Origin of the sequence: Janthinobacterium sp. SUN176, from assembly GCF_030587335.1 — a bacterium.
In the GTDB taxonomy this organism is placed as follows: domain Bacteria; phylum Pseudomonadota; class Gammaproteobacteria; order Burkholderiales; family Burkholderiaceae_D; genus Janthinobacterium; species Janthinobacterium kumbetense.
In genome coordinates this window covers 1897504-1920699 of sequence record NZ_JAPWIA010000001.1, presented here as the reverse complement: position 1 = coordinate 1920699, position 23196 = coordinate 1897504, and the positions used below count along the sequence as shown (strand labels likewise).

Here is a 23196-nt window from a genome sequence, read left to right as displayed (position 1 = left end):
CCGTCAGAAATCCACGGCGGCCGACAGTTGCACGCTGCGGGGCGCCGATTGGGAGACGGTGCCATACGAAGCCACGCCGGCCCAGTAATGGCGGTCGAACGCGTTCATCAGCCCGCCGCGCAAGGTCGTCGCCTTGCCGGCGATGGCCGTGCGGTAGCGCAAGCCCAGGTCCACCTTGGTCCATGACGGCACCGACTGCAGATTTGTCTGGTCGACAAATTGCTTGCCCGTGTAGCTGACGGCGCCCGTGGCCGTCAGGCCGGGCCAGTACGGCACATCCCATTCGCCGCCCAGATTGGCCATGGACGTGGGCACGCCCACGGGGCGCTTGCCCATGGTGGCGGCGTTGTTGGTCTTCACCAGGCGCCCGTCGAGCAAGGTGATGCCGGCCAGCAGGCGCACGGCCTTGCTGGCGGCGCCCGACAGGTTCAGCTCCAGGCCCCGGTTGCGCTGCTCGCTGTCCATGCTGTAGACCTTGCCATACAGCTGGCCGCTGGGTTTCGTCACCTGGAATACGGCCAGGGTCGCCAGCACCACGCCGAAATCGGCCTTCGTGCCCACTTCATACTGCTTGCTCTTGTAGGGCGCAAAGACCTGGCCCGCGTTGTCGGCGATGTTCGGCGCGATATCGCCCTTGCTCAAGCCCTCGATATAGTTCGCGTACAGCGACACGTGGCGCAATGGCTTGACGACGATGCCGGCCAGCGGCGTCAGGGCGCCCTGCTTGTAGTGCGTGTTCAGCGCGCCCGTCGTCGCATGGTAGTTTTTCGCTTCGACCAGCTGGCGGCGCACGCCCAGGGTCAGTTGCACGCGCTGGTCCAGCATGTCCAGGGTGTCGGCCACGGCCAGGCTGGACAGGGTGGAGGCGGACAGCTTCGGCGCGCGGGCCGGGGCGGCAATGCCGGGGTCGGCCACGGCGACTGGGTGGTAGATATTCGAGGTGATGAGCTTGCCGGAATTGCTGACGCTGCCAAATTCGTCCTGGTAGACATTGCCCATCACAACCAGCGCATGCTCGACGCCGCCCGTGCGAAAGCGCGCGCGCACGCCCGTGTCCGCACTGGCGCGCCGCACGCGGAATTTCCAGTTCATGGGCGTGACCGTCATGTCGCCCGCCGCGCTGGTGATGGTCGGCGTCTGGTCCGAATAGCGCGACACGTCGGAGCGCGTGCCGCCCACGTCGGCAAACACGGTGACGTTGTCGTTCAAGTCGTATTCGACCTTGCCCAGGGTGGCCAGGTCGTTGGACTTCCACCAGCCCCAGGATTGGGCGATGTTGCGGCGGCCGTCGGGCGCTGCCGGCACGGGCAGGCGCGCGGCCACGAGGAAGGGGCGCGTGGGTGCGTCGATCCACTGGTATTGCTCGATCACGTCGAGCGAGGCGCGCAGGCGCTGGCCCTGGTAATCGAGGGCGATGGCCGCCACTTCCGCGCGCGACGTCTGGTGGTCGAGCGGCGTGCGGCCCTGGCGGTGCAAGCCATTGAAGCGGATGCCGAAGCGCCGCTCCTCGCCGAAGCGGCGGCTGACGTCGATGGCCGCGCCTGCCTGCGAGCCCGCGCCGTAATCGACGGTCAGGCGCGTCAGGTCGCGCGGCAAGGAACGTTTCGGCACGGCGTTGACGACGCCGCCCACGCCGCCGTTCGGCGACATGCCGTACAGCAAGGCGGCCGGCCCCTTGAGCACTTCCACGCTCTGCAGATACTCCGTAAATAAATGGTAGTTGGGCGAGACGCCATACACGCCGTCGAACGCCACTTCGCTCAGATTGCCCTCGTTGAGGGGAAAGCCGCGGATGAAGAAGGAATCCGTGACGCCGCCGATCTGGCCAGTGAAGCGCGTGGATGGGTCGCCGCCCAGCACCTCGGCCAGGGTCAGCGCCTGCTGGTCCAGCATGCGCTGGCTGGTGTAGCTGTTGACGCTGAACGGCGTATCGAGCAAGTCTTTTTCGCCCAGCATGCCGGCGCGCGCGCTCTTGGCGATCTGTCCGCCGGCGTCCGCTTCGGCTTGTCCGTTGACCAGCACGGTGGCGAGCGGGGCGGATGCATCGGCCGTCGCCTGGGCGATCGCCTGCGGCGTCACGCTGGCGACGAGCAGGCCGGCGAGGATCAATCGGGTGGTGAGGTGGGGGTGGGCGAGTCGGGAAAGTGGAATGGGCATCAGGGGCAAGCGTATAAAGTTGATAGGGAGGAATTGCACACAGGATATTATAAATGAGAATCATTACGATTTATAATGATTAATATATTCATTGCCGCCACGGCCGCATACATGCCGCGCGCATGCCCGGAGGGCATTTCAGCGCGGAAAATGGCCATCCTGGGCCTTCAGATCCGGATATTTGCTGTCTTATATAAGATTCGTCGCCATCTGATACACAAACAGCGGCAGGACAGTCTAAAATACGTGGTGGGCAAGCACGGCGTCACCGCCGGCACACTAGCCGTCCAAAGCAAGGCTAACCGTCCTGTGTTTGGAATGAAGAAAGTTAACCACCAGGCATCACCGCATACAAGGGAATGAACATGGCAACACAAAAATCCAAAATCATCTACACGCTGACTGACGAGGCGCCGCTGCTCGCGACGTATTCCCTGCTGCCAATTATCAAAAAATTCACCGCGCCGGCTGGCGTGGACGTGGTCGCCAGCGATATTTCGGTGGCGGCCCGTGTACTGGCTGAATTTCCCGAATTCCTGACGGACGCGCAAAAAGTCCCGAATACCCTGGCTGAACTGGGCAAATTGACCCAGAGTCCGGACACCAACATCATCAAACTGCCGAACATCAGCGCCTCGCAAGGCCAGCTGATCGCCTGCGTGCGCGAATTGCAAGGCCGTGGCTACAAGCTGCCGGATTACCCGGAAGATGCGAAGACGGACGAAGAAAAAGCCCTGAAAGCCCGCTACGGCAAGTGCATCGGCAGCTCGGTCAACCCGGTCTTGCGCGAAGGCAATTCCGACCGCCGCGCACCGAAGGCCGTCAAAGAGTACGCACGCAAGCACCCGCATTCGATGGGCGAGTGGAGCCAGTCGTCGCAAACGCACGTGTCGCACATGCACCATGGCGACTTCTACCACGGCGAAAAATCGCTGACGCTGGAAAAGGCGCGCGACGTCAAGATGGAACTGGTCACGGCCTCGGGCAAGACCATCGTGCTGAAACCGAAGGTTTCCCTGCAAGCGGGCGAAATCATCGACAGCATGTTCATGAGCAAGAAAGCGCTGCTGGAGTTCTACGAGAAGGAAATCGACGACGCCTTCAAGACGGGCGTGATGTTCTCGCTGCACGTCAAGGCGACCATGATGAAGGTTTCGCACCCTATCGTTTTCGGCCACTGCGTGCGCATCTTCTACAAGGACGCGTTCGCCAAGCACGCCGAACTGTTCGACAAGCTGGGCGTGAATGTCAACAATGGCATGAGCAACCTGTACGACAAGATCGAAACCCTGCCAGCGTCGCAAAAGGATGAAATCCTCAAGGATCTGCACGCTTGCCACGCCAACCGTCCGGAACTGGCCATGGTCGACTCGGCCAAGGGCATCACCAACTTCCATTCGCCGAACGACATCATCGTCGACGCGTCGATGCCAGCCATGATCCGTATCGGCGGCAAGATGTGGGGCGCCGATGGCCGTCCGAAGGACGTCAAGGCCGTCATGCCGGAATCGACTTTCGCGCGTATCTACCAGGAAATGATCGGCTTCTGCAAATGGCATGGCAACTTCGATCCGAAGACCATGGGCACCGTGCCGAACGTGGGCCTGATGGCGCAGCAAGCGGAAGAATACGGTTCGCACGACAAGACGTTTGAAGTGCCGGAAGGCGGCATCGCCAACATCACCGACCTGGAAACGGGCGAAGTGCTGCTGACGCAAACGGTGGAAGAGGGCGATATCTGGCGCATGTGCCAGGTCAAGGACGCGCCGATCCGCGACTGGGTCAAGCTGGCCGTCACGCGCGCGCGCAATTCGGGCATGCCTGCCGTGTTCTGGCTCGATTCCTACCGTCCGCACGAGAACGAAGTCATCAAGAAGGTACAGGTTTACCTGAAGGAGCACGACACCAAGGGCCTGGACATCCAGATCATGTCGCAAACGCGCGCCATGCGTTACACCCTGGAACGCGCCTTCCGCGGCCTGGACACCATCTCGGTGACCGGCAATATCCTGCGCGACTACCTGACCGACCTGTTCCCGATCCTGGAACTGGGCACGTCCGCCAAGATGTTGTCGATCGTACCATTGATGGCCGGTGGCGGCATGTATGAAACGGGCGCCGGCGGTTCGGCACCGAAACACGTCAAGCAACTGGTGGAAGAAAACCATTTGCGCTGGGATTCGCTGGGCGAGTTCCTGGCCCTGGCCGTGTCGCTGGAAGACATGGGCATCAAGACGGGCAATGCGAAGGCCAAAATCCTCGCAAAAACCCTGGATGAAGCCACCGGCAAGCTGCTGGACAACAACAAGTCGCCATCGCCACGTACCGGCGAGCTGGACAACCGCGGCAGCCATTTCTACCTGGCCATGTACTGGGCGCAAGCCCTGGCTGCGCAGAAGGACGATGCGGAACTGGCAGCGCATTTTGCGCCGGTGGCCAAGGCCCTGGCTGACAACGAAGAAAAGATCGTTGCCGAGCTGAAAGCAGTACAAGGTAAGGAAACGGATATCGGCGGCTACTACCTGCCAGATCCGGCGAAGACGGAAGCCGTTATGCGTCCTAGCGCCAGCCTGAATGCGGTGCTGGACAGCATCTGATGCAGTCTTGACAGGCAGTAAGTTCTTGATTGCTGCCTGATAGAAAAACGCCGCCGGAAGCGATTCCGGCGGCGTTTTTCATTTCCGTGCAGGTTTTTTACTTGTAATGCTTGTAGACCTCGGTGCTGCCATTGTTCTTGACCAGCAAGACGTCATACGCATCCTTGCGCGGTCCTTCCATGCCTGGCGAGCCCATCGGCATTGCCGGCACGGCCAGGCCTTTCGCCTTGGGTTTGTCGCGCAGCAACTGCTTGATCTCGCTGGCCGGCACATGGCCTTCGATGGCGTAGCCGTTGACGAGGCCCGTGTGGCAGGAGCCGAGCGCGTCGGGAATGCCGGCCAGCTTGCGGTATTGCGCCGGCATCTCGACATTTTTCGCACGGACCGTAAAACCGTTCGCTTCCAGGTGCTTGATCCAGTCGGCACAGCAGCCGCACGAGGCGCTCTTGTAGACTTCGATGACGGGCAGGGCCGCCATGGCGAACGTGGGCAGGCCCAGCATGGCGGCGAAGGCGCCGCGCAATAAGAAATGTTTGATCATGTGTTGCTTTCAGACGGAATAGGGCTATCGTGGCCACCTTGGTGGCTTGCTTGGGATCTAGGCGGAAAGCGGCCGCGGCGGCCGGCGCGGGCCGTCGGGAATGAATCCCGTCAGCAAGGTGGCCGCAGCGATGGTGACTTGTTGTGCGCCGCTGCAGGCGGCGGCAGGCAGGGCCAGGCCAGGCGGCATCAGCGCGCCCAGGCAAAAGCTGGCGCAGGCGCCGCACGCGGGGTGCTTGGCAGGGGTCTTGTCGTCTTCCGGCGTGCCGGCGTCGTGCGGGATGGCGAAGGATGGCGCAGCGTGATGCTGGCAAGCCGCTGTCATCGCGACGGCAGGCACGGCAGCGAGCGGCGCGCATAGCCGCGTGGCTCCCGCAGCGGCCGCTTGCAGCGGCACCGCCGCGATCAGCAGCAGGATCAGCCATGTTTTGAAGAGTCTTAGCATCGCCGGAAAGTATAGCATAGGGGCAACTGCCGCCAGGAGCGGGCGTCCGCTAGCGCGAGGCGGCGGCCAGCATTTTCGACGCGTACATGGCCCGGTCCGCATGGCGCAGCAGCAGTTGCATGGTATCGCCGTCTTCCGGATAGTGGGCCACGCCGATGCTGACGGCGATCTGCAAATGCTGTCCGTTGCCCAGGTGCAGCGGCGCAGCCAGGGCCGCGTGGATCTTTTGCTCGATCAGGCTGACGTCGGCCGGCGCGGCATTGCTTTCCAAAAGCACGACGAATTCATCGCCGCCCATCCTGGCCAGGGTGTCGGTTTCGCGCATGCAATCGCGCAGGCGGCTCGCCACCGTTTGCAGCAGCAGGTCGCCACAGGCATGGCCGTGGTCGTCGTTGACCCGCTTGAAGTTGTCGAGGTCGAGGAACAGCAGCGACAGCCGGCCTTCCTGGCGGTGCGCGCGCGCGAAGGCCGTGTGCAGGCGGTCGTGGAACAGGCGGCGGTTCGGCAGGCGGGTCAGTTCGTCGTGCATGGCCATGAATTGCATCTGCGTCTGCAACTGCCGGCGCTCGATGGCGGTGGCAAGTTGCTTGGCGACAAATTGCAGCAAATCCTGGTCCTGCTCCGTGCCGATGACGGCATCCTGGCCGCCTTGCAAGGCCAGCGCGCCGATGCTGCCCAGGGAAGAATACAGCGGCACGGCCAGCCAGCACGAGGACAGGGCGCAGGCCGCCGTTTGCAGCGCCGCCGGCAGGCCGGCCAGTTGTCCCGCCTGCAGCAGCAGAGGGCGGCCGCTGCGCAGGACTTCGTCGCACAGCAGGCTGGCCAGCGACGACGTGGGCTGGGGCGCGCTGTCGTCGGCATGCGAGGTCATGGGAGGCTGGGCGCCGTGTTCGTCATGCAGCAGCAAGGTCAGGCTGCGCGTGGGCAAGTGTTCGCCGATGATGTGCTGGATGCGGTGCAGCAAGGAGGACAAGTCTTGCGTCGCCTGCATGGCTTCGGAAATGGCGTACAGGGCGGCCTGCTTTGCCTGCGCCTGTTTCAGCAGGGTGACGTCGCGCGCCACGGCCACGCGCAGCTGGTCGGCGGCGGACCAGCGGGCCGACCACATGATGTGCGCCAGGCTGCCATCCTTGCGCAGGTAGCGGTTCTCGAAGTGTGTCTGCGCATGGCCATCCATGATGGCGCGCGCGGCGGCCAGGGTGCGCGCGCGGTCGGCCGGGGCGACCATGTCGAGCATGAGCTTGCCGATCATTTCCTGCTGCGTATAGCCGAAGATGCGTTCGCAGGCGGCGCTGACGAAGACGAAGCGCCCCTCCACGTCGACCATGCACACGGCATCGAGCAACAAGTCGGTAAAGCTGGCCAGCGGCGCGCGCAGAATCTTGTGTTCCATGGTGGCATTTTAATGGACATTCCCGGCGGTGATTCAACTTGTTGGGGGTAGGCGAGGTCGGCGGCATGAAAATGTTTCATTTCCCCGACGCTCATGCTTTTCCGTTTCTTGCCGTTAATGCAGTATTGCCATGCAGTACTTGCCATCACGCCAGATAACGTGACGCAAGGTTTGCCTGGCGCCAGGTAATTGCAAAATACTTAACCATATCGAACTTTTATGATGCATCTTCTCTCCATTTGCAAGGTGACAGCGCCATGACCTCCATTTCTCCACTGTCCAGCTGGAACAGCGCCCCGTCGCGGGCTGCCGCCGCCACGTCGAACCGCGCGGAGGCGCCAGCGCCGTCGCCCGTATCGACGCCATCGTCCATCGTCGCTCTCAGCCCGGAAAGCGTGAACGACGGCAAGCCGGCGGCGTTCGTCAAACCGCCGATGGTGTGGGAAAGCGCGACGCGCGACAAGGTGAGCGAGGCGATGACGAAGAGTTTTTCTTCGTACGCGTTTGGCGGCCGCTTCAGCGGCCTGGGCGCGGCCATGCTGGGACAAGCCAAGCTGGGAAACTACAATTTCTCGCAGGCGATGCGGCAGCCGCCGCCGAGCACCACGCCGAACATCTATGCGGCGTCCGGCATCGCGCCCGGCAGCCTGCATGGCAATGGCGAAGACCGGGTTTCCCTCAGCATCACGACGAAGAGCGGCGTGGAAGTCAAGCTGTCGCTCGACAGCCAGGGCGACGGCCTGGCCGTGAACATGACGACCAGCGGCGACCTCAGCGACGCTGAAGCGAGCGCCCTGGGCGAGCTGGCAAAAGGTTTCCAGGAAGCCATCGACGGCATGGGACAAAGCACGCCGAAAATCAAGCTGGAAGGCTTGATGCAGTTCGATCAGCAAGTGCTCGAGTCGGTGAAGCTGCATGCGGAAGTCAAGGTGCGCGGCGAAACGGAAAGTACTCAAACCCTGGATTTCCAGGCCGATGGCGTGCAGCGCAAGGTCAGCTTCAGCGGCGAGGCCGGCAGCCTGGACCTGAAGGTCGATGCCAGCGCGCTCAATACCCTGGGCAGCCCCGAGCGGCAAGCCAAGGCGCTGGGCAGCTATATGAAGCAATTCGACCAGGCGGCATCGCGCGGCCATGGCGACGCGGGCCTGGTGGCCATGCTCAAGGATAGCTTCACTGCCTTGCACAGCAATACCGCCGCGCCGCAAGTGGCCACGGACAATCCCGAGACGGGCAAGTGGCGCCTGGCGGCCGAGGACAAGTCCATCCTGACGGGGCTGGCCGATTTCAGCGCCTCCGTGTCGCAGACCGTGAAATTCAGCAATCCCATGCGCAGCGCGGAAAAGGATGGCTTCAATTATGAAGTGTCGCAGAAGACGGAGCAGGCCGGCGCCCGCCAGGACGAGCGGTCGATCAGGCAGCAGCAGCAATCGAAGCTGAGCGCCAGCTACCACCAGACGCTGGTCCCCGGCGTGCCGCTGCGCCTGCTGGACAACACGGAATCGCAGAACTATACCTACCACCAGATCGAGGATACGGCCAGCAGCGAGGCGCAAGTGGCCTACAAGGATGGCAAGATGGTGAAGGCGAGCTTGCGGCAGGAGGGCAGCCAGTCCGAACACGTCATGAAGTATTTCCTGGGCAAGCTGCAATCGGACAAGACCACGCCGGGCAATTTCTCCGTGCTGCGCGACTTGCTGCCCGTGCTGGGGCCGTACAAGTCGGGCGAGAAGGAGATGACGCCCGAAGCGCGGCTGGAACAGCGCAAGCAGGCGCTGCTGACCTTGAGCGACGAAGTGCTGCTGCAGTCGTATGCGGGCCAGACCATCAGCCTGTGGCAAGCCGATGTGCCGCCCGAGGAGGCGGTCCGTTAATTGCCCCTTGCCTCATATTAAAAAAAGCCCGTCTTCCTGCGAAGACGGGCTTTTTGTTTGATGCGGCGCAAACAGCTTACGCTTTGGCCTTGCTTTGCTTGATCCAGTAACCGACGCCCAGCGCGGCGAGCCACACGGGGATCAGGTAGACGGAAATGCGCAGGCCCGGCGTCAGGTACATGATCACCAGGATGCCGGCCAGGAACGCCAGGCACAGGTAGTTGGTGAACGGGTAGCCCAGGCTCTGGAACAGGGTCGTCTTGCCTTCGATTTTTTTCTGTGCGCGGAAGCGCAGGTGGATCCAGCTGATCATGGCCCAGTTGATGATCAGCGCCGACACCACGAGTCCCATCAGCACTTCGAACGCTTCGCCCGGCATGAAGTAATTGACCACCACGCACGCACCCGTCGCCAGGGCCGACACGCCCAGGGCGACCAGCGGTACGCCGCGGCGGTTCAGGTGCAGCAGCGCGCGCGGCGCATTGCCTTGCTTGGCCAGGCCGAACAGCATGCGCGTGTTGCAGTACACGCCGCTGTTGTAGACGGACAGGGCGGCCGTCAGCACCACCACGTTCAGGGCCGTGGCCACCAGGTTGCTGTCGAGCGCATGGAAGATCAGCACGAAGGGGCTGCCGCCGGTGACGACGTTTTGCCACGGGTACAGCGACAGCAGGATGCCCAGCGCGCCGATGTAAAAGATCAGGATGCGGTAGATGGCCTGGTTGGTGGCGCGCGGGATCGTCGTGCTCGGGTCATCCGCCTCGGCCGCCGTGATGCCGACCAGTTCCAGGCCGCCGAACGAGAACATGATGACGGCCATGGCCATCACCAGTCCCTGCCAGCCATTCGGGAAGAAGCCGCCGTGCTGCCAAAGGTTGGCCACCGACGCCTGCGGGCCCGCGTCGCCGGAGGCCAGCAGGTACGCGCCGAAGACGATCATGCCGATGATGGCGACCACCTTGATGAGGGCGAACCAGAATTCCATCTCGCCAAACGCCTTGACATTCAACAAGCTGATGGCGTTAATCACGCAAAAGAAGACGAGCGCCGAGACCCAGGTGGGCACGCCCGGCCACCAGTACTGCACGTAGATGCCGACGGCCGTCAGTTCGGCCATGCTGACGAGCACGTACAGCACCCAGTAATTCCAGCCCGACAGGAAGCCGGGCAGGTGGCCGCAATATTTGTCGGCAAAGTAGCTGAAGGAGCCGGCGACGGGTTCGTCGACCACCATCTCGCCCAGCTGGCGCATGATCAGGAAGGCGATGACGCCGGCGATGCCATAGCCCAGCAGCACTGAAGGGCCGGCCATCTTGATGGTTTGCGCGATGCCCAGAAACAGGCCGGTGCCGATGGCGCCGCCCAGGGCGATGAGCTGGATGTGGCGGCTTTTCAGGCCGCGCTTGAGCTCTTGTGGTTCGGTAATCCCGACTGCCGTCATATGTTTTATCCTGTTTTTACGGGGCTGAGGTCGCTGATTCTAAAGCATGAATGGGCAAATCAGGAGCGAAATGCATGTTGCACTGCGGAGGCGCAAGAAAAGCCCCGCATCTTCGCCGAACGGCGCGCAAAACGGCGGCCCAGGCGTCCGCTTTTACGCGCCGGCCGCGACGATGGCCGGTTCGTACGCGGCCAGGAACTCGGGCGGCAGGCGGCGCGCGCGGCCGCTGCTCAATTCGATGCAGATCAAGTCCCAGCGTCCGCGCACGACGGTGGCGCCGTCGCTGTCGCGGACCAGCTGGAAGCGCCGCTCCATGCTGGAACGGCCATCGCTGGCGCACAGCCAGGTGGCCAGGGTCAGCGCTTCGCCGGCCCGCGTCGGCAGCAAATAGTCGTATTCGCCGCGGCGTATCGCCATGGCCCGGTCCAGGCGCCGGTAATCGTCCAGGTCCAGCCTCAGGCTGGCCGAATGGTGCCAGGCGATATGCTCGCACCAGCGCACGTAGACGGCGTTGTTGGTGTGCTGCAAGCCGTCGATGTCGCCCGGTTCGGGCGTGACGGGCAGGGTATGGGCGTGCGGATAATCCCAGTTCAAGAGCATTCCTTTCGATACGGTGGCGGCTGATTGTACGGTCTCGCGGCGCTTCCTGTCTGCGGCGCACGCGTGGAAAAACACTGTTTTTCGCATTGATGTATGATGCATCATAATTTATCGGCGATCAAAAACACGCATGAACCATCCATTGGACACTCTGCTGCACGTCAATCTGGGCAAGTCCGTGTACGCCGTGCTGCGCGAAGCGCTGGCGGCCGGGCGCTTCCAGCCGAATGACCGGCTGCGCATCCGCGAACTGGCGCAGCAGTTGGGCACCAGTGTCACGCCCGTGCGTGACGCCATGCTGCAGCTGGTGCAGGAAGAGGCGCTGGTGCTGCGCTCGCCGCGCGACTTCCGCGTGCCCGTGCTGAGCGTGGCGCGCTACCTGGAAATCCGCGCGCTGCGCCTGGAGCTGGAAGGCCTGGGCGCGGCGGAAGCGGCGCAGCGCATCGACGCCGCCACCCTGGCCGACCTGGAACGCCTGCTGCAGGCGAACGAAGAGGCCATCGCGCGGCACGACCTGGCCGCGGCGCTGCAATGCAACCAGGCGTTTCACCTTGGCCTGGCACAGGCGGCCGGCATGCCGACCTTGAAACGCTTCGTCGACCATCTGTGGATGCAGACGGCACCCCTGATCGCCGCCGGCTACGCCAGCTTTTCGCCCGACATGCGGGTGGGCCACCACCACGCCATCATCAGCGCGCTGCGCCAGCGCGACAGCGGGGCCGCGCGGCGCGCAATCGAGCAGGACATCCTCGACGGCGGCACGCAGATGCTGGCCTACGTGATGCGCCAGGAGCGCATCCACGCCGGCGCAACCGAAGAAGACAAGGAAGAACATGACGCACATCAAGCACAAGATTGAACAGAACATGGAACAGAAAACCGCCATCGTCACGGGCGCCAGCCGCGGCATCGGCCATGCCGTGGCCGAGCGCTTCCGCAGCCTGGGCTGGAGGGTCATCACCGTCTCGCGCAGCCCGATTCCCGGCGGCTGCCCGCGCAGCCAGGAGCACAACACGCATGTGTGCATGGATTTGTCGGACCTGAGCCAGATCGGACAGATGGTCGAGACGCTGCGCCCCATGCTGGGCGACGCCAAATTGCATGCGCTGGTCAACAATGCGGGCGTGTCGCCGAAGGGGCCGGGCGGTTCGCGCGTCAATTCGCTGACGACGGACATGCAGACCTGGCAGGAAATGTACAACACAAACTTTTTTGCGCCGCTGGCGCTGACGCGCGGCTTTGCGCAGGAATTGTCGAACGCGCGCGGCGCCGTGGTGAACCTGTGCTCGATCGCCGGCTACCGCGTGCATCCGTTTGCCGGTTCCGCCTACGCCAGTTCGAAGGCGGCGCTGGCGTCGCTGACGCGCGAAATGGCCAACGACATGGCGCCGCTGAACGTGCGCGTGAACGCCATCGCGCCGGGCGAGATCGACACGGCCATCCTGTCGCCGGGCACTTCGCACATCGTCGACACGCAAATCCCCCTGCGCCGCCTGGGCACGACGGCCGAAGTGGCCGATCTGGTGGAGTTCCTGTGCAGCGAGCGCGCCTCGTACATCACGGGCGCCGAAATCCCCATCGACGGCGGCCAGCGTATTTAATTGAAAAGGAAGATCGCATGACACAACATATCGGCATCGTCGGCTGCTCGGCCGAAGGCGCGGCCCTGTGCTACCGCACGATCTGCGAAGAGGGCGCGCATGCGCTGGGGCCATATGAACACCCGGAAGTATCGATGCACACGCCGTCGCTGGCGCGTTACGTGGATTGCCTGAACGGGGGCGACCTGGCAGGCGTGGCCGAACTGATGCTGGCGTCGGCGCGCAAGCTGGCCGCCGCCGGCGCCGATTTCCTGATCTGCCCCGACAACACCATCCATCAGGCATTCGAGCTGATGGCGCCCCGTTCGCCGCTGCCATGGCTGCATATCGCCGACGTCGTGGCCGCCGAAGCGGCGGCGCGCGGTGTCCAACGGGTGGGCTTGACGGGTACGCGCTGGCTGGTCGACAGTGCCGTCTATCCGGACAGGCTGGCCGCGCGCGGCATCGTTTGCGTGCGGCCCGGCGAGGACGAACGCAGCGAGATCAACCGCATCATCATGGAAGAGCTGGTGCCGGGCGTGGTCAAAAGGGACAGCGTGGCGCGCTTCCAGGCCATCATCGCCGGCTTGCGGGAGCAGGGCTGCGATGCCGTCATCCTCGGCTGCACGGAAATCCCGCTGATCATCAGCGACGCCAATTCGCCGCTGCCGACGCTCGATTCCACGCGCTTGCTGGCGCGCGCCGCGCTGCGCCGGGCGCTGGAAACCTAGCGTTCCAGCTGCGCCTGCAGCGCGGCCACCACCAGCGCGTGGTCGTCCGCCTGCGCCAGGCCGGAAACGGTCACTGTGCCGACCAGTCCCACGCCGCGTATCAGCAGGGGGAACGCGCCGCCATGGCCCGCGTACTCGATGTCATCGAGGTATTTCACGTCTTCGAAGGTGCTGCCGCGGCTCTTGTACGAAATGCCCATGTAATAGGAGCTGCGGCAAAAGCGCTGCACCGTGTTGTTCTTGCGGCGTATCCAGTCCGCCTGGTCCGCCGTGGCGCCCGTCATGGCGTGGTGGAACAGGATCTGACCGTTGCGCGTGATGTTCACGGTGACGGCCTTGCCCCGCTTGCGCACTTCCTCGACGATCCACAGGCCTACGGCCAGCGCGGCGTCGTTGTCGAAGCGTTCGAATTGCAGGGATTCTTCCTGTTGCGCCAGGGTTTGCAGCAAATCGGCGTAATGATCCATCGTGGAGGAGGGCGGTAGTGGCTGGAAGCGCTACTGTAGCGCACCATGGGCCGGCCGCGCGCGCTTTTTCCGTGGCGCGGCTAAAATAAGCGGCATGAACCTGTCCCTGTTTGCCGATGAAGACCAGATCCCGGCCGGCCCGGTGCCGCTGGTGCCAGGCTCGCGCGCCTCGATCCTGCTGCGCGGTTTTGCGCTGCCGTACCTGCACGAGCTGCTGCCGGCGCTGGACGCCGTCGTGCTGGCGGCGCCCCTGCGCCACATGGCCACGCCGGGCGGCTTGCGCATGTCGGTTGCCATGAGCAATTGCGGCCCCCTGGGCTGGGTCACGGATGGGCGCGGCTACCGCTACACGCGGCACGATCCTGCCAGCGGCCTTCCCTGGCCGCCCATGCCGCCCGTGTTCCTGCGCCTGGCGCGGCAGGCGGCGCTGGCGGCCGGCTATCCCGACTTCACGCCCGACGCCTGCCTCGTCAACCGTTATGCCCCCGGTGCGCGCATGGCCCTGCACCAGGACCGCGACGAATGCGACTTCACCGCGCCCATCGTTTCCGTCTCGCTGGGGCTGCCCGCCACTTTCCTGTTCGGCGGCGCCGAGCGGGCCGACAAGGCGGCGCGCATCGCCTTGCTGCATGGCGACGTGGTGGTGTGGGGCGGCGCCGACCGCCTGCGCTTTCACGGCGTGGCGCCCCTGAGGGAGGGCGAACACGCGCTGCTGGGCGCGCAGCGCATCAATTTGACGTTTCGCAAGGCCAGCTGATCCGTCAATACACCCATTAATGCAAGGCACTTGCAAATGCGGCCGTTTTTCTCCATGATATGCAACTTGTTTGCATATGGAGTGTTCAGCATGAAGCGCGATCCGATTTCCTTGCCCCTGCCCGACGTGGCGGCCGGCCCCCATCTGGGCAATCCCTTGCCGCTCGAGTGGGTCGGCATGCAGGGCATCGCCTTGCCCCTGTGGCTGGAAGAGGGCGGGCAGGCGCAGCAAGTGCATGCCTGGGCCGACGTGCAGGTCGACTTGCCCGACCCGCACGTCAAGGGCATCCACATGTCGCGCCTGTATCTGCTGCTCGACGCGTTCGCCGCCGCGCAGCCGCTCGATGCGGCCGCGCTGGCCGCCGTGCTGCGGCGCATGGTGGACAGCCATGCCGATTGCGGCAGCACGCAGGCGCGCCTGGCGCTGGCGTTCCCCCTGCTGCGGCGCCAGCCGGCGCTGCTGACGGCGGGATTGTCCGGCTGGAAATCGTACCCTGTGCGCCTGCAGGCCAGTGTTTCTCCGCAGGGCTTTGCCTTGTCCTTGACGGTGGAGATCGGCTACTCGTCGACCTGTCCGTGCTCGGCGGCGCTGGCGCGGCAATTGCTCGCCGACGCCTTCGCGGCGCGGTTCGGCGCGGGCCCCATCGATGGCGCGGCTGCGCGTGAATGGCTGCGGGAACACGCGAGCCTGGCCACGCCGCACAGCCAGCGCAGCACGGCGACGGTCACCGTGCCCTTGACGGAACAGGCGGAACTGGACCTGTTTCCCCTGATCGACGTGGTGGAAGCGGCGCTGGCGACACCGCTGCAGACGGCCGTGAAACGGGCCGACGAGCAGGCGTTCGCGCGCCTCAATGGTGCTAACCTGATGTATGTGGAAGATGCGGCCCGCCGCGTACAGGCGGCGCTGGCGCCATTGGTGCCACCGTATGCGCGGGCGCGTGTTACCGTACGGCATATGGAAAGCCTGCATCCGCACGATGCCGTGGCGCAGGCGGGCAAGCTTGCCGGAGATTGGTAGTCAACCACCGTGGAGGAGGGCAACATGCCGGAGAACATCGAGCGGGACGTCAACGATGACAGCCTGGAAGAGGAACTGGAGCGCGAACGGCGCGAGCATGCGCTGATCGACGAGGAAAAGCTGGGCATGGACGAGCTGGAAGAGGAGCACCTGAAGCGGGAACGCCAGCCCGGCGGGCCGGCGGGGCGCTAGCGTCAGGCGCGGGAGTCAAGGCGGCGCGATCATCGCTGGCATCGCGCGGCGCTGCCCGGTACAATTTCGCTTTGTCCTGCTCCCCCAACCCCGGAGGCCCATGAAATATCGCGCATTTTTCCCGTTCATCCTCGGCCTGACAGGCGCCGTCCTGGCCGCCTCGCAAGCCCAGGCCGCCACCATCTGCACCGCCATGGCGGACGCCAAAACGGGCACCGTCTTGTTGCAAGAGGGTAATTGCCTCGACCGCGTCACCCCCGCCTCCACGTTCAAGATTGCACTCAGCCTGATGGGCTATGACGCCGGCTTCCTCAAGGACGAGCACAAGCCGACCCTGCCGTACCGCCAGGGCTATGTGGATTGGGGCGGCGAAGCGTGGCGCCAGGAGACGGACCCGTCGCGTTGGATGCAGTATTCCGTCGTCTGGTATTCGCAGCAGGTCACGCAGGCGCTGGGCGCCGAGCGCTTCCAGAAATATGCGAAGGCTTTGCGCTACGGCAATGCGGACGTGTCGGGCGATCCGGGCAAGGACAATAGCCTGGAGCGCTCGTGGATCAGTTCTTCGCTGAAGATCTCTCCGCTGGAACAGCTGGGCTTTTTGCGCAAGCTGGTCAACGATCAGTTGCCAGTCAGCAAACAGGCGATGGAGCAGACGCGCCGCCTGACCCGCCTGGCGGACGTGGGCGGCTGGCAAGTGCATGGCAAGACGGGCGCGGCCTTCCCGCGCAAGGCCGACGGCAGCTTTGACGAAGCGCATGGCTACGGCTGGTTCGTGGGCTGGGCCAGCAAGGGCGAGCGCAGCATCGTGTTTGCGCGCCTGGTGCAGGACGAACAGAAGGGACAGCAATCCGCCGGCTTGCGCACGCGCGACGCCATGCTGAAGGAATTGCCGGCCCTGCTGGAGCAGGCGCAGAAGTGACGGCCAGCATCGTCGCCGCCACCTTCATCGCTTCCGACGGCGAGTATCTGGAAGCCGTCATCGAGGTGGAGGGCCAGCGCCTGCACGTGATGGACGAGTTCGGCGGCGGGCAACTGGCCGCCGGCACGCAAGTCCGGCTCGAACTGTGGCCCATGACCAGCGAACAGGACGACTGGGACGCCATCTTCGGCGCCAACCCCGGCTGTGTAAAGGGCGTGCGCCGGCTCGATGGCTGGCGCTACCTGGCGCTGGGCGTCGTGACCCAGGTCGATCCCGTCATCTGCGATTGCGGCTTGCTGCAGCTGGAAAACCCGTTTACGACGCATGATGCGCGCTGCGTGGGCGCGTATGTCGGCGTTACGCTGGCGCGCCTGGATGCTTGCCTGGCGTAAAATCCGGCCCGCTTTGTTGCCCGCCCTATATACTTGCTGAAACGGATCATCCGGCATCAGACAAGGTTACAAGCATGGCATCAGGCATGGAGCAGTTTCAGGAAAAAGCACGGCAGGCATGGACATGGACGCGCGCGCAAGCCGTGCGCGTGGCGGGAGTGGCGTGGACAAAGGCGGTGGCGCTGTACCGGCGCGGCCACGCGCACCTGATGACCTTGCCGCCCGTGCGGCGCGCGCTGGTGCTGGGGCTATGGTCGTTCCTGGCCGTGCTGGCGCTGGTGATCCTGTACATGCTGCTGCTGATCCCCCTGACGCCGAGCATCCACGATTTGCGCCAGGCGCGCGCGGCCGCGCCGAGCACCATGGTCAGCGCGGACGGCGAGGAACTGGCCCGCTTCGACCAGGGCTTGCAGGAGCGGGTCACGTTAAAACAGATTTCGCCGAACGTGATCAGCGCGCTGATTTCGACGGAAGACCACCGTTTCTATGAACACCACGGCATCGATTTCACGCGCACGGCGGGCGCCGTCCTGCATACGGCGGGAGGCAACCCCCAGGGCGGCTCCACCATCACGCAGCAACTGGCGCGCAATATGTTCCCCGAGGAAATCGGCCGCTCGCGCAACCTGAACCGCAAGCTGAAGGAACTGATCACGGCCCTCAAAATCGAGGCCACCTACAGCAAGACGGAAATCCTGGAAGCCTACCTGAACACGGTACCCTTCCTGTACAACACCTACGGCATCGAAATGGCGGCGCGCACCTATTTCGACAAGCCCGCCTCGCGCCTTGACATCCTGGAAAGCGCCACCCTGGTCGGCATGCTCAAGGGCACGAATTACTACAATCCCGTCGGTAATCCCGAACGATCCTTGCAGCGGCGCAATGTGGTGCTGGGGCAAATGCGCAAACATGATGTCATCGACGAGGCGCGCTACAGGCAGTTGATCAAGCGTCCGCTGCGCCTGCATTTCGAGCGCCAGAGCGAGCGGGCGCAATCGGACAGCCATTTCACGGCGTATGTGCGCAAGTGGCTGATCGACTGGGCCGACGAGAACGACTACAACCTGGAACGCGACGGCTTGATCGTGCACACCACGCTGGACCAGGATTTGCAGCAGGCGGCCGAGCGCGCCGTCGAGCGCCAGGCGAATGCCTTGCAGGCGATCGCCGACGTGGAATGGAGCCGCGCCGGCGTGCCGTCGTCCACGTCGACAGGCATGTATGCGGGCATGCAGGGCGGCAGCGTGCCATTCGATTATTTCTGGAAATCGCATCCGGCCCTGCTCGACGCCTTCGTGCGCGAGTCGGGCGACTACCGCAAGCTGACGGCGGCCGGCGCCACGCCGGACGACGCGCTGGCGCAACTGAAGGGCGACCGCGCCTTCATGGCGGCCCTGCGCAAGTCGAAGACGCGCCTGGAAGCGGGCTTCGCGGCCATGGACCCGGCCACGGGCGCCGTGCGCGCCTGGGTGGGCAGCCGCGACTTTGCGCGCGAACAATTCGACCACGTGTCGCAGGCGGCGCGCCAGCCCGGTTCCACCTTCAAGCCCATCGTGTATGGCGCGGCGCTGGAAAAGGGCCTGAGCCCCGAGCACGTTTACCGTGACGCCGTGATGGATATCAAGGCGTCCGACGGCACGATATGGCGCCCGACGGACATGAGCGGCACCACGGGGCGCGACATGACCATGCGCGACGGCCTCGTGTACTCGAAAAATACCATCACGGCGCAAGTGATGCAGGACGTCGGCTTGCCGCCGATCATCAAGCTGGCGCGCGCGCTGGGCATCCGCGACAGCAAGCTGGAAAAAGTGCCGTCGCTGGCGCTGGGCACCAGTCCCGTCACTTTATTGGAAATGGTCAACGCCTACGCCAGCATCGCGGCCCAGGGCGAGGCGCGCCTGCCGTTCGTCGTCACGCACATCACGGACCGCGAAGGCAAGGTCATCGCCCGCTTTGGCGAAGACAAGCCGCAGCGCGCGATGAAGGCGGAATCGGCGGCCACCCTGACGGACATGATGCGCGGCGTCATCGACCGCGGCACGGGCACGGCCATCCGCAGCCGCTTCGGCATCCGCTCCGACGTGGCGGGCAAGAGCGGCACGACGCAAAACAATGCGGACGGCTGGTTCATCCTGATGCATCCGGAACTGGTGGGCGGCGCCTGGGTCGGTTTCAATGACGCCAGGGTCACCATGCGCAGCAATTACTGGGGCCAGGGCGGCCACAATGCCGTGCTGGTGGTGGGCGACTTCTTCAAGACGGCGCTCGACACGGGAAAACTGTCGCGCGACGCCATCTTCCCTGGCGGCAAGCCTCCACCGCCGCTGCGCCATGTGGAACCGGTCGACGAGCCCGCGGACGAACCCGTGGAAGAGCCGGGCGATTTGCTGCAGGAAGGCGCACCGGCCGCGCCGCTGGCCATGCCGGCCGAAGGCGAGGGCGGACAGGAATCGCATGGGAAGGCGGTGCCGGAGGCGGCTCCCGCACCTGCGCCGCTTCCGTTGCCATCGGATTGAGATGACACTTCTATATGGCGTCGTTATTGCGGCCTTCGGGTTTCATATCGTGCCATCCTCGTTGCTGTTCGTCACGCGGTGCACTTGAAGGCAGAAACTTGGCCATAGCATGTCGCTAACTGTGCTCCAGTTTGTTTCGGGCGAATCAGGATGAAATCGGTTTGCGCACAGTCTTTAGCGAAGTGCAGGAAAATCACGTCCGTTTGGAGTTCTTGAGTTTATTATATGGAACTTCAGTGTTCTATTTTATTAAGGTGATACGATGAATAAAGATACTCCTTTCTATTTTTCTTGTCCGGACTCCGTAGAGATTCAAGTGAAGGTTGACTGGTCGCTTCCAGTGACGCATGACGTGTTGTTTCATGGGCTGGTTGAGGAAGATGCGACTGCCTACTTCTACGCCATAATTGCCATTCATGAGAAAGAATGGTGGCCGTACTACATCGGGAAAGTATTTTCTCAATCTACATCGCAGCGACATCGTGCTGCCGACCATATCGCCAGAATCGCGAGATTACGTGAAGAGTATCCTGAAAAGACATTTCATATTTCGCTTGGTACGCCAATCTTGAAAGACATGCACGAGGTCCCTGACTCGGAAACTGTCGATGATATTGAAGGCCTACTAATTATTTCTAATTGGAGCGAAAAAATGATCAATAAACGAAAAGTTGATCGCTTCATATGCACCCGTCAGATATCGCTTGAAAATACGGGTTTTTCAGAGCATCTTTACAAACGAGCTGCCTATGGATTGTTCTGGGCGGGGGAATGATTGATGATTTTGGTCGGAGTGTTCCGATTTATAAGTACGGTAGATGGTCCAGAAAGTTGATGTATAAATTTAGATTATTTTAAGAGGGAGGAAAGTAATGGAGGGAAATACTGATTCCAGAACCTGTGAAGAGCGGTGTAGCGATCGGGTTCGCACTCCTGCGGAGCGGGCCATTATCTATGCTGGGGTTTTGGGCGGATTGAGTCTGGAACAGTTAAATAATTTACTGGCGCAAACCAATACGCGATGTGTTCCTGCGGCGAGTTACGAATCCATGAAAAAAACTTATGTCCCTTTCTGGATTGCAGGCATGGAAACTAAAGGGGAAGGGCCGAATATATTCGGTAAGGAGATATATCATCCAACACCTTGGGGGCGTTTGAACGCGGCGGCAGACGTTGACGACTGACACTAGCGTGTATTGCGCCTCAACCCCGCTTCGCGCACGAACACTTGCAGCGCCGCCAGCGTCTGCTGGTGCAGCGCTTTCAATTCTTCTCTCAGCGCAGGCTTGACGGCCAGGCTGCCATCCGCCTGCCGGCGCACGGGCAGGCCCAGCGCCTGCGCCATTTCCACCGGGTAATTCGTGAAGTTGCCATACGGCCGCTTGCCGTCCACGGACGGGGTGGGCCAGTAGCCTTCGGCCAGGTAATCCTCCGCACTGCCCATGCCCAGCATTTCCACCGTCAGCCACGACTGCTGGCGCAGCAGCGTCAGGTGCCGCTCAGTCAGGGTGAACGGCGTTTTGCCGTGGGCATAGCTGCCCGGCTTCAGGTCGGCCATCTGCACGAAGTGGGGCAGCAGCAGCGATGCCTCCATCAGGCGCTGCGCGGCCAGGGCCGCATCCTTGCCGGCGATGGCTTGCATGGCCAGTTGCAGGGTATCGCCATTGCCCAGCGGGTGCTCCGGATTGAGCATGGGCGCGCCGCTTTCCACGGGCGACCAGCCGATGTTGAAACGCCGTATCAGCGCCAGGTGGTGCACATTGAGCACCTTGGGCAGCGGAGCGTCGAGGGTGGCCAGGATGCGCTGGCGCACGTCGCGCGGCAGGCCGTCGTCGGCCGCGCGCGCGAGCATGGGCGAGCACAGCAGGGCGCCGGCGAGGCGCAGCAGCTGGCGCCGCAGGGGCCGGTTCAGGCCAGGCATCACGGTGCCGTCAAGTCCTGGCGCTGGAATTCGATGCGGTTTTCTTGATAAGCCCACTTGGTGTAGGGCCCGAACACGCGCCGGTTTTCCTTGCTGTCGGCATTCGACAGTTCGCGCTTCATGCGCCGCACGAGGGCGGGGTCCGTGAGCGGCGCCGTCGTGGCGGCAAATACGTCGTGCCGCACGCTCTGTTTCGCGTCGGCGCCGCGCGAGATGATGGTGAGCTTGCGCGAGGCGGGATCGAAGTACACGCGCATGGCGAAGGTATTCATGTCCTGCAGATACAGGCCGTCGTCGCGCTGCTGGGCATAGAAATAGTCGCCGCACACGGCTTTCGGCTCGCGTTTCCACTCGCACGACAGGACGATCATCAGATGCTGGTCATCGAGTTGCTTGACCGAAATGCGTCCCTTGGAATAGCCCCAGGTGCTGGCCGGCACGGTCGCCGACGAGGCCAGGTTGTAGTCGCCCACGAGCTTGGTCAGGGGAGCTTGCGCCGAGGCGCCCGCGCAGAAAGTAAAGGCGGCGGCCGCAAGGGCGCCTGGTATCTTGGAAAAGGATGTCATGATGGCCATAAAGAAAAGTTGCCATATTATAGATGGCAACTTGCCAAGATGGCCGCGCGCTTGAACGCGCTGCTGGCCGTTACTTCAGCTTGCTTAATTCCGCCACGTCGATCTTGACGGTCTTGCCGTCAGTGGCGGCCACCAGGGTCAGGAAGTGGGGCGTCGCGTAGTGCGCCGTCAGGGCCGCCTTGTCGGTCCATTCTTCCAGCATGATGAAGCGCATGGGAATCTTATTGTCGAGGTGCAATTCGTAGCGCAGGCAGCCGCTTTCGGCGCGGCTGGGCGGCACGACGGCTTCCAGGGCGGCGCGCACGGCGTCGATTTGGTCGGCTTGGGCATCGATGGTGGCGACGACGGTCAGGGTCATGGTGGTCCTTGTGTAGTGGTGGGGCGGATGCAGCTTAGCGCATCCTGGACTTTCATGCCTGTCATGTCCAGTCTGGCTGCGCCGAAACAGTTTCCGTCGCAGCCAGAAAATCCGCCGCCGCTTACGCTGCCTGCAGCGCGCCGATCTGTTCAAACGCAGCCGTCAACGCCTGCACCCTGGCGTCGTCGCTGACCTTGACGCCTTCGGCGCGCACGATCTCGATCTGCGTGACGCCGAGGAAGCCGAAGAAGGCGCGCAGATGGCTTTCCTGGTGTTCCAGGGCGGCCATCGGCGTGTCGGCGCCGTAATAGCCGCCGCGCGTCGAGGCGATGATCACGCGCTTGCTGCCCAGCAAGCCTTCCGGGCCATTGGCGCCATACTGGAACGTTTTGCCGGGCACGGCCAGCGCATCGAGCCACGATTTGAGCTGGCTGGGGATGGCGAAGTTGTACATGGGCGCGCCGATGACGATGACGTCGGCGGCCAGCACCTGCTCCAGCGCGCCGGACAAGTCGGCTGTGTCGGCGGCGCCGGGCGCGGCCGTAAATTGCGGCAACGGTTGCGCGGCCAGGTCGCGGTACTGGGCGACGGCGCCCGGCGCGGCCGCTTGCAGGCGGGCGACGATGGCGGCGGACAATTGGCGGCTGAGGGATTGCTCGCCGAGGATGCTCGAATCGATGTGCAGGATGTTCATGTGGGCCTTCTTGGGTGATATGAT

At 63.5% G+C, this 23196-nt stretch carries 25 protein-coding genes; 14 read left to right on the top strand and 11 right to left on the bottom strand.

Going from position 1 to position 23196, the window contains the following annotated elements:
- Window positions 1-3: 3 nt before the first annotated feature.
- Window positions 4-2157 carry a TonB-dependent siderophore receptor gene (locus tag O3299_RS08735; protein WP_305062079.1) on the bottom strand — a complete coding sequence of 718 codons (2154 nt, stop codon included), beginning with the start codon at window positions 2155-2157 and terminating at the stop codon, window positions 4-6.
- 75 nt (window positions 2158-2232) lie between these two features.
- On the opposite strand from O3299_RS08735, the gene O3299_RS08730 reads away from it, so the two are divergent.
- Window positions 2233-2520, top strand: coding sequence for a hypothetical protein (locus tag O3299_RS08730; RefSeq protein WP_305062078.1), 288 nt, complete (start codon window positions 2233-2235; stop codon window positions 2518-2520).
- Between the two features lie 2 nt (window positions 2521-2522).
- Window positions 2523-4754: an NADP-dependent isocitrate dehydrogenase gene (locus tag O3299_RS08725; protein ID WP_305052198.1), complete on the top strand. Its 2232-nt coding sequence runs from the start codon at window positions 2523-2525 to the stop codon at window positions 4752-4754.
- Between the two features lie 97 nt (window positions 4755-4851).
- On the opposite strand, the gene O3299_RS08720 is transcribed toward O3299_RS08725, so the two are convergent.
- Genes O3299_RS08720 through O3299_RS08710 form a run of 3 tightly spaced genes read right to left on the bottom strand, consistent with a single transcriptional unit; the run spans window position 4852 to window position 7132 of the window.
- Entirely contained in the window at window positions 4852-5295 is a 444-nt protein-coding gene (locus tag O3299_RS08720) for a DUF411 domain-containing protein (RefSeq protein ID WP_099667723.1), read from the bottom strand.
- Window positions 5296-5352: 57 nt separating this feature from the next.
- Window positions 5353-5739, bottom strand: coding sequence for a hypothetical protein (locus O3299_RS08715; RefSeq protein WP_305052197.1), 387 nt, complete (start codon window positions 5737-5739; stop codon window positions 5353-5355).
- A gap of 49 nt (window positions 5740-5788) precedes the next feature.
- Window positions 5789-7132 carry a bifunctional diguanylate cyclase/phosphodiesterase gene (locus O3299_RS08710; RefSeq protein WP_305052196.1) on the bottom strand — a complete coding sequence of 448 codons (1344 nt, stop codon included), beginning with the start codon at window positions 7130-7132 and terminating at the stop codon, window positions 5789-5791.
- 257 nt (window positions 7133-7389) lie between these two features.
- Between O3299_RS08710 and O3299_RS08705 the strand changes: the two genes are divergently transcribed.
- Window positions 7390-9003 carry a hypothetical protein gene (locus tag O3299_RS08705; protein WP_305052195.1) on the top strand — a complete coding sequence of 538 codons (1614 nt, stop codon included), beginning with the start codon at window positions 7390-7392 and terminating at the stop codon, window positions 9001-9003.
- Window positions 9004-9079: 76 nt separating this feature from the next.
- Here O3299_RS08705 and O3299_RS08700 read toward each other — a convergent pair whose 3' ends face one another.
- Together O3299_RS08700 and O3299_RS08695 are read right to left on the bottom strand one after the other, a co-directional pair.
- The gene (locus tag O3299_RS08700) at window positions 9080-10444 is read right to left on the bottom strand and encodes an amino acid permease (RefSeq protein WP_251348465.1); all 1365 of its coding nucleotides are present in this window, start codon (window positions 10442-10444) and stop codon (window positions 9080-9082) included.
- Window positions 10445-10597: 153 nt separating this feature from the next.
- Window positions 10598-11038 carry a thioesterase family protein gene (locus O3299_RS08695; RefSeq protein ID WP_305062077.1) on the bottom strand — a complete coding sequence of 147 codons (441 nt, stop codon included), beginning with the start codon at window positions 11036-11038 and terminating at the stop codon, window positions 10598-10600.
- A 136-nt stretch (window positions 11039-11174) separates the two neighbouring features.
- Between O3299_RS08695 and O3299_RS08690 the strand changes: the two genes are divergently transcribed.
- Genes O3299_RS08690 through O3299_RS08680 form a run of 3 tightly spaced genes read left to right on the top strand, consistent with a single transcriptional unit; the run spans window position 11175 to window position 13355 of the window.
- Window positions 11175-11903 carry a GntR family transcriptional regulator gene (locus tag O3299_RS08690; protein ID WP_305062076.1) on the top strand — a complete coding sequence of 243 codons (729 nt, stop codon included), beginning with the start codon at window positions 11175-11177 and terminating at the stop codon, window positions 11901-11903.
- A complete protein-coding gene (locus tag O3299_RS08685) occupies window positions 11878-12645 on the top strand; it encodes an SDR family NAD(P)-dependent oxidoreductase (RefSeq protein ID WP_305062075.1) in 768 nt (255 codons plus the stop codon). Before O3299_RS08690 ends, O3299_RS08685 begins: the two co-directional genes overlap by 26 nt.
- Before the next feature lie 17 nt (window positions 12646-12662).
- Complete coding sequence (locus O3299_RS08680; protein ID WP_305062074.1) at window positions 12663-13355, top strand: aspartate/glutamate racemase family protein; 693 nt, start codon at window positions 12663-12665, stop codon at window positions 13353-13355.
- Here O3299_RS08680 and O3299_RS08675 read toward each other — a convergent pair.
- Complete coding sequence (locus O3299_RS08675) at window positions 13352-13822, bottom strand: heme-degrading domain-containing protein (protein WP_034786432.1); 471 nt, start codon at window positions 13820-13822, stop codon at window positions 13352-13354. The two genes, O3299_RS08680 and O3299_RS08675, sit on opposite strands and share 4 nt — an antisense overlap.
- 94 nt (window positions 13823-13916) lie before the next feature.
- On the opposite strand from O3299_RS08675, the gene alkB reads away from it, so the two are divergent.
- The 8 genes from alkB (at window position 13917) to O3299_RS08635 (ending at window position 20808) form a co-directional block, all read left to right on the top strand.
- Window positions 13917-14579 (top strand): DNA oxidative demethylase AlkB, encoded by a 663-nt coding sequence (gene alkB / locus O3299_RS08670; RefSeq protein WP_305052190.1) that lies wholly within the window; start codon window positions 13917-13919, stop codon window positions 14577-14579.
- Window positions 14580-14669: 90 nt separating this feature from the next.
- Window positions 14670-15599, top strand: a complete 930-nt coding sequence (gene folE2 / locus O3299_RS08665; protein WP_305052189.1) for a GTP cyclohydrolase FolE2 — start codon at window positions 14670-14672, stop codon at window positions 15597-15599.
- A gap of 24 nt (window positions 15600-15623) precedes the next feature.
- A complete protein-coding gene (locus tag O3299_RS08660) occupies window positions 15624-15791 on the top strand; it encodes a hypothetical protein (RefSeq protein WP_180278775.1) in 168 nt (55 codons plus the stop codon).
- A gap of 100 nt (window positions 15792-15891) precedes the next feature.
- Window positions 15892-16710 carry a class D beta-lactamase gene (blaOXA, locus tag O3299_RS08655; protein WP_305052188.1) on the top strand — a complete coding sequence of 273 codons (819 nt, stop codon included), beginning with the start codon at window positions 15892-15894 and terminating at the stop codon, window positions 16708-16710.
- Window positions 16707-17102 (top strand): hypothetical protein, encoded by a 396-nt coding sequence (locus O3299_RS08650; protein WP_289910258.1) that lies wholly within the window; start codon window positions 16707-16709, stop codon window positions 17100-17102. The genes blaOXA and O3299_RS08650 overlap by 4 nt, the downstream gene beginning before the upstream one ends.
- Window positions 17103-17176: 74 nt before the next feature.
- The gene (locus O3299_RS08645; protein WP_305062073.1) at window positions 17177-19624 is read left to right on the top strand and encodes a penicillin-binding protein 1A; all 2448 of its coding nucleotides are present in this window, start codon (window positions 17177-17179) and stop codon (window positions 19622-19624) included.
- 262 nt (window positions 19625-19886) lie between these two features.
- Window positions 19887-20399 carry a hypothetical protein gene (locus O3299_RS08640; protein WP_251348475.1) on the top strand — a complete coding sequence of 171 codons (513 nt, stop codon included), beginning with the start codon at window positions 19887-19889 and terminating at the stop codon, window positions 20397-20399.
- A 97-nt stretch (window positions 20400-20496) separates the two neighbouring features.
- Window positions 20497-20808, top strand: a complete 312-nt coding sequence (locus tag O3299_RS08635; RefSeq protein ID WP_251348476.1) for a hypothetical protein — start codon at window positions 20497-20499, stop codon at window positions 20806-20808.
- A 2-nt stretch (window positions 20809-20810) separates the two neighbouring features.
- Here the strand turns inward: O3299_RS08635 and O3299_RS08630 are convergent, their stop codons facing one another.
- From O3299_RS08630 to O3299_RS08615, 4 genes are all read right to left on the bottom strand, one after another.
- Entirely contained in the window at window positions 20811-21545 is a 735-nt protein-coding gene (locus O3299_RS08630) for a hypothetical protein (protein ID WP_305052186.1), read from the bottom strand.
- Window positions 21545-22111 carry a hypothetical protein gene (locus O3299_RS08625; RefSeq protein ID WP_305052185.1) on the bottom strand — a complete coding sequence of 189 codons (567 nt, stop codon included), beginning with the start codon at window positions 22109-22111 and terminating at the stop codon, window positions 21545-21547. Before O3299_RS08625 ends, O3299_RS08630 begins: the two co-directional genes overlap by 1 nt.
- 79 nt (window positions 22112-22190) lie before the next feature.
- The gene (locus tag O3299_RS08620; protein WP_305052184.1) at window positions 22191-22478 is read right to left on the bottom strand and encodes a putative quinol monooxygenase; all 288 of its coding nucleotides are present in this window, start codon (window positions 22476-22478) and stop codon (window positions 22191-22193) included.
- Window positions 22479-22599: 121 nt separating this feature from the next.
- Window positions 22600-23172, bottom strand: coding sequence for an FMN-dependent NADH-azoreductase (locus tag O3299_RS08615; protein WP_305052183.1), 573 nt, complete (start codon window positions 23170-23172; stop codon window positions 22600-22602).
- Window positions 23173-23196: the final 24 nt, after the last annotated feature.